The 1,463-nt window shown below is 66.3% G+C and carries 1 protein-coding gene and 1 pseudogene; both read left to right on the top strand.

The window, feature by feature from the left end:
• Positions 1–816, top strand: a pseudogene (locus tag AACR77_RS20965) (ammonium transporter); the annotation flags it as partial.
• Between the two features lie 230 nt (positions 817–1,046).
• On the top strand, positions 1,047–1,463 hold a 417-nt coding region (locus tag AACR77_RS20960; RefSeq protein ID WP_042882179.1), incomplete at its 3' end, for a TRAM domain-containing protein.

The following is a 1,463-nucleotide window of genomic DNA, read 5'->3' as shown; positions in this document are numbered from 1 at the left end:
GAAGCGGCCGGTGCCACCGCTGGCTATCTGTTCCAGCACGGCGCTCTGGACTTCGCCGGCGGCACAGTGGTGCACATCAACGCCGCGGTGGCCGGTCTGGTTGGGGCCTTCATGGTGGGCAAACGGGTTGGCTATGGCCGTGACCCCATGACCCCCCACAGCCTGACCATGACCATGATCGGTGCCGCCCTGCTCTGGTTCGGCTGGTTCGGCTTCAACGCTGGCTCCTCCCTCGAAGCCAACGGCACGGCGGCCCTGGCCTTCGCCAACACCTGGATCGCACCGGCCGCTGCCGCCCTCTCCTGGACCTTCGCCGAGTGGGCGATGAAGGGCCGTCCCTCCCTGCTTGGCGCCGTGTCCGGTGCGGTGGCGGGTCTGGTCGCCATCACCCCTGCCGCCGGTTTCGTCGGTGTGGGGGGCGCCCTCATCATCGGCCTGCTCAGCGGTGTGGCCGGTCTGTGGGGCGTGCACGGTCTCAAGCGTCTGCTGGGGGCCGATGACAGCCTGGACGTGTTCGGCCTGCACGGGGTGTGCGGGATCCTGGGTGCCGTGCTGACCGGGGTGTTCGCCAGCCCGGATCTGGGCGGCACCGGGGTGTGGGACTATGTGACCAACCAGGTGGCCGAGGGGTACTCCATCCTGGCCCAGGTCAAGGTACAGGTCATCGGCGTGGGGGTGACCGTGGTCTGGACCGCCCTGGTCTCGGCCGTGGCCTACAAGCTGGTGGACCTGCTGATCGGTCTGCGGGTGAAGGAAGATGCCGAGCGCGAAGGGTTGGACGTGACCAGCCACGGCGAGAAAGCCTACAGCCATTGATCCTGCTGCCATGAATGTCATACCGCCGGCCCCGTCCGGCGGTTTTTTATTGGGGCGAGGTGGCCAGGCTGCCCGGACCGGGCCGCTGGTGGCCGGGGTCGCTATTTGTGTTTGCGGGGTCTTTTATGCCTGCATTTTGGGCGGATCTCCGCTAAACTCTGCCACCCTTTATTCGGGGTCGCCGGGTCTGCCCCGTCGTCACCCTCTCTTTCATGCCTTCGGAGCCGCTCATGCCGTTAGTGGGACACCAACATCAGATCGATATTCTTGAACTGACCGACAAGGGGGATGGCAAGGGTCGCCTGTTCGATCGCCCCCTGTTTGTCGAGGGTCTGCTGCCCGGTGAGCAGGCGCTGGTCGAGTTGACCGAGGTCAAACCGAACTACCTGCACGGCAAGCTGGTCGAGTTGACCCAGCCCTCTGCCGATCGGGTGGCCGATTTTTGCCCCAACACCGAATGCGGTGGCTGCCAGGTGCGCCCGCTGGCCTATCCGGCCCAGCTTGCCCTCAAGCAGAGCCTGGTGCAGAGCGCACTGGAGCAGGTCGGGCTGGGTGAGGCCGTGGTCAACCCCATCCTCGGCATGGAGACGCCGTTTGCCTACCGCAACAAGGCCCAGTACGCGGTGCGTGGCAGCGAGGCGGGCGCC

Source organism: Aeromonas sp. ZOR0002 (genome assembly GCF_963866995.1).
GTDB classification, from domain to species: Bacteria; Pseudomonadota; Gammaproteobacteria; order Enterobacterales; family Aeromonadaceae; genus Aeromonas; species Aeromonas caviae.
This window is presented reverse-complemented; position numbering and strand designations above follow the sequence as displayed.